The organism is Pseudonocardia tropica (assembly GCF_040105315.1).
GTDB lineage: Bacteria > Actinomycetota > Actinomycetes > Mycobacteriales > Pseudonocardiaceae > Pseudonocardia > Pseudonocardia alni.
Genome location: NZ_JBEDNP010000054.1, coordinates 1 through 3,744, shown reverse-complemented (window position 1 = coordinate 3,744; position 3,744 = coordinate 1). Strand labels below are relative to the sequence as shown.

Here is a 3,744-nt window from a genome sequence, read left to right as displayed (position 1 = left end):
GCCGTCCCCACCGCGCGGGGCACGTCGAGGTCGTCGTGCAGTGCGTCGCGCACCGCGTCCACCGCGGCATCCGATCCGGGCTTGCGCCCGGCTGCGACGTAGAGCTCCTCCAGCCGGCCGGTCGCGAGCGCGAGGTCCTCGGGCCGGTACTCCCACGGCTGTGCCCACGGCCGGTCCAGCAGGAACAGCCGCACCGCGGCGCCCGGGGTGTCGGCGAGCAGGTCCTGCACCAGCACGAGGTTGCCGGTGGACTTGGCCATCTTGGCGCCGTCGACGGACACGATCCCGGCCCGGAACCCGCGTCGGGCGAACAGGCCCGCGCCGGTCGCGGCCGCGGCCATCGCCGACTGGTACGCGTGGTGCGGGAACGCCAGGTCGGCGCCGCCGGCGAGCACGTCGACGACACCGCCGAGGGTCGCCAGGGCCATCGCGGCGCACTCGGCGTGCCAGCCCGGGCGTCCCGGCCCCCAGGGGCTCGGCCACGCCGGGTGGTCGCCGGCGGCGGGCTTCCACAGCGGCACGTCGAACGGGTCGTCACGGTGCGGGTCGCCGGGGTCGTCGCCGTACTCGGCGGACAGGGCCAGCGCGGTGTCACGGTCCAGGCCCGCCGCCCCCGGGACGCCGGCGCCGCGGAAGTACACCGCGCCGTCGCGCTCGTAGGCGGCGCCGGTCGCCAGCAGCGCCGCGGCCAGCGCGATCACGTGCTTCACGTGGTGGCGCGCGTGCGGGGCGTGGTCGGGGGCGACGACCTGCAGGTCGGCCATGGTGCGGTCGAACCAGAACTCCTGGCGCAGGCCGAACTCGTCGTAGTCGACCCGGCGCTCGGCCGCGGAACGGGTGAGGACGTCGTCGACGTCGGTCACGTTGCGGGTCACCCGGGTCGGGGTGCCGGTCGACCGCACGACCCGGGTCAGCACGTCCGCCCAGACGAACGTCGCGGCGTGGCCCAGGTGGGTGACGTCGTACGGAGTGATCCCGCACACGTACACCCGCGCGGGCGCCGACAACGGCAGCGGCGCTCCTGCCAGCGCGAATGCGGCCCCTCCGCCCTCGTCGCCCCCGGCCGTGCCGTCCGCCTCGAACTGGTCCATACCGGCCATCCTCACCGATTCCACGACGCCCGGGGAAGGGCGCCCCCCGGCCGGCCGTCGACATCGCGATCACGAGCGGGCTACCGTTCCACGACGTAATGTACGTACATTAACGGAAGGTACGCGCCATGGCGCCCACCGCCGATCGTGCCCCCTCGACCACCGGCACCCCCACGGCCACCGTCACCGACCGGGTCCGCGACCGCCTGCCTGGACTCGCCGTCGCGCTGGTCGTCGCCGCCGTCGCCACGGCGGCCGGGATCGAGGTGCCCGTGATCGGCGGACCGGTCTTCGGGATCGTGCTCGGGGTACTCGTCGCAACCGCGCTCAGGCCCGGCGACCGACTCCGACCCGGCCTGGCCTTCGCCTCCCGCCCGGTCCTCCAGACCTCGATCGTGGTGCTCGGCCTGACGCTGTCCCTGACCCAGATCGCGCACGTGGGACTGACCTCGCTGCCGGTCATGCTCGGCACGCTCGCCGTGGCCCTCGCCGGCGCCTGGGGACTCGGACGGCTGCTCGGGGTGCGGGGCGACGCCCAGCTCCTCATCGGCGTCGGTACCGCGATCTGCGGCGCGTCCGCCATCGCGGCGACCCAGGCCGTGATCCGAGCGAAGGAGTCGCAGGTCGCCTACGCCATCGGCACGATCTTCACCTTCAACGTGGTCGCCGTGCTGACCTTCCCCCAGCTCGGTCACCTCATGGGCCTGGCCCCGCACGCGTTCGGCCTCTGGGCGGGCACGGCGATCAACGACACCTCCTCGGTGGTAGCCGCCGGGTACGCCTACGGCGGTGACGCCGGGCCCTACTCGGTCATCGTGAAGCTGACCCGGACGCTGATGCTCATCCCGATCGTCCTCGTGCTCGCGACTCGGATCGCCCGGCACGAGGCCGCCGCTGCCGGCGAAAAAACGCGCCCGCTGCCGTGGCGCAAGCTCGTCCCGCCCTTCCTGATTGGATTCGTCATTGCCTCTGCCCTGACCAGCGCCGGCCTGGTGCCCGATGCCTGGCACCCGGCGATCACCACGCTCGGCACATTCCTGATCACGACGGCGCTGGCCGGGATCGGGCTGTCGATGCGTCTGGCCGACGTCCGCCGCGCCGGTCCGCGTCCGTTGCTGCTCGGTGCCGGGCTGTGGATCCTGGTCGGCGCGAGCAGTCTGGCGCTGCAGTCGCTGACCGGCACCCTCTGACCAGTGCCTGCGACGGGACGAGCAGGCCCCCGGAACAACCACCTCCGTCTCACCGAGTGAACGGCGCCTATACCCCCTGGGGTACTGTGGGGTCACATCGAGGGAGAGGCGGTGCGTCGTGGAGGTACGTCCCACGGAGCTCACCGACGTCATTGCCCGGCTGCGCCGGGTCGAGGGCCAGATCGCCGGGATGATCCGGATGATCGAGGACGGCCGCGACTGCCGCGACGTCGTGACCCAGCTGTCCGCGGCGTCCAAGGCACTGGACCGCGCCGGCTTCAAGATCATCTCGACCGGCCTGCGGCACTGCCTGACCGAGAACGCCGACGGCGAGCGCGAGGTCGACGTCGCCCAGCTCGAGAAGCTGTTCCTCTCCCTCGCCTAAATCTCGCCCCACATCCCCGAGGAGTGCCCATGACCGCACAGCCCGCCACCCGCACCGTGACCCCCGCAGCGCTGCGTGAGTGGTCCGAGCCGTTGGTCATCGACGTCCGCAGCGCCGCCGAGTTCGAGGCGCAGCACATCCGCGGCTCCTACCACGTCCCGCTGAACACCCTCGCCGAGCACACCGCCGAGCTCGCCCGCCACCTCGACGACCCGTCGTCGCCGCTGGTGCTCGTCTGCCAGTCCGGCGTACGGGCCGAGCAAGGCCGCAGGCACCTGGCCGCAGCCGGACTGGACCGCGCCCACGTCCTCGACGGCGGGGTGTCAGCGTGGGCCGCCGCCGGCCACGAAGTCGTCCGCGGCCGCGCGGCATGGGCCCTGGAGCGTCAGGTCCGGCTCGTCGCCGGGTCCCTGGTCCTCACCGGGGTCCTTGGCGGACGCTTTGTCACCCCGAAGCTGCGACTGCTCGCGGGCGGCATCGGCGCTGGACTCACCTTCTCCGCGCTGAGCAACACCTGCGCCATGGGGGCCGTGCTGGCGAAGCTGCCGATCAACCGCGACGTCACCGAGCCGCTGGCGACTGCCGTCGTCGAGCAGGTCCGCCGGCGGCAGCCCGGCCCTGTGCGCTGACCCGCCCCGGCCGTCGTAGCCGACGCCGGCGGGGCTGCGACGCGGAACGGTCATGTCAGCCAGCAGCCTTCCTGTTCTGCTCGGCTCAGCGGCAGCAAATTTCTCGCAGTCTGGCTGCTGCCAGCCCCAGCAGGCGCGGCACGCTGCCGCTCCGCGTACGGCAAGACCTAAAGCAAACGATCCGGTGCGCTCACGGGCTGGCAGCACTCAAGCGCCTACCACCTCATGCTGATGGGCCAGAACCGCGGCCGAGGCCTACTCGGCCGCAAACCAGCATGGGGACCCGTTGAGGGGGCAGGGCTGGAGTGCGCGTCCTGAGGGACGCCTAGTCCGGTGAAGGACCACGGAGGGACGCTTCCGCCACCCGAGCTGGCGCGGTATGCGCCCGGACCTTGGACCGGACGACCTCGATCCGGTGTGATCGTCCGGTCTCGGGGTCACCCCCGGGA

At 72.7% G+C, this 3,744-nt stretch carries 4 protein-coding genes; 3 read left to right on the top strand and 1 reads right to left on the bottom strand.

What is annotated here, in order from left to right:
- Positions 1–1,091: cysteine--tRNA ligase (locus WHI96_RS27280; RefSeq protein ID WP_349302496.1), on the bottom strand; the 1,091-nt coding region annotated here is incomplete at its 3' end.
- A 128-nt stretch (positions 1,092–1,219) separates the two neighbouring features.
- Between WHI96_RS27280 and WHI96_RS27275 the strand changes: the two genes are divergently transcribed.
- The 3 genes from WHI96_RS27275 (at position 1,220) to WHI96_RS27265 (ending at position 3,295) form a co-directional block, all read left to right on the top strand.
- Complete coding sequence (locus WHI96_RS27275) at positions 1,220–2,281, top strand: YeiH family protein (RefSeq protein WP_345650299.1); 1,062 nt, start codon at positions 1,220–1,222, stop codon at positions 2,279–2,281.
- A 118-nt stretch (positions 2,282–2,399) separates the two neighbouring features.
- Positions 2,400–2,666, top strand: a complete 267-nt coding sequence (locus WHI96_RS27270) for a metal-sensitive transcriptional regulator (protein WP_345650297.1) — start codon at positions 2,400–2,402, stop codon at positions 2,664–2,666.
- A gap of 29 nt (positions 2,667–2,695) precedes the next feature.
- Positions 2,696–3,295, top strand: a complete 600-nt coding sequence (locus WHI96_RS27265) for a rhodanese-like domain-containing protein (RefSeq protein WP_345650295.1) — start codon at positions 2,696–2,698, stop codon at positions 3,293–3,295.
- Positions 3,296–3,744: the final 449 nt, after the last annotated feature.

Bases quoted from the DNA above. Each gene is read 5' to 3' on its own strand.
- WHI96_RS27265 (WP_345650295.1), top strand. From the start codon at position 2,696: ATGACCGCACAGCCCGCCACCCGCACCGTGACCCCCGCAGCGCTGCGT.
- WHI96_RS27275 (WP_345650299.1), top strand. From the start codon at position 1,220: ATGGCGCCCACCGCCGATCGTGCCCCCTCGACCACCGGCACCCCCACG.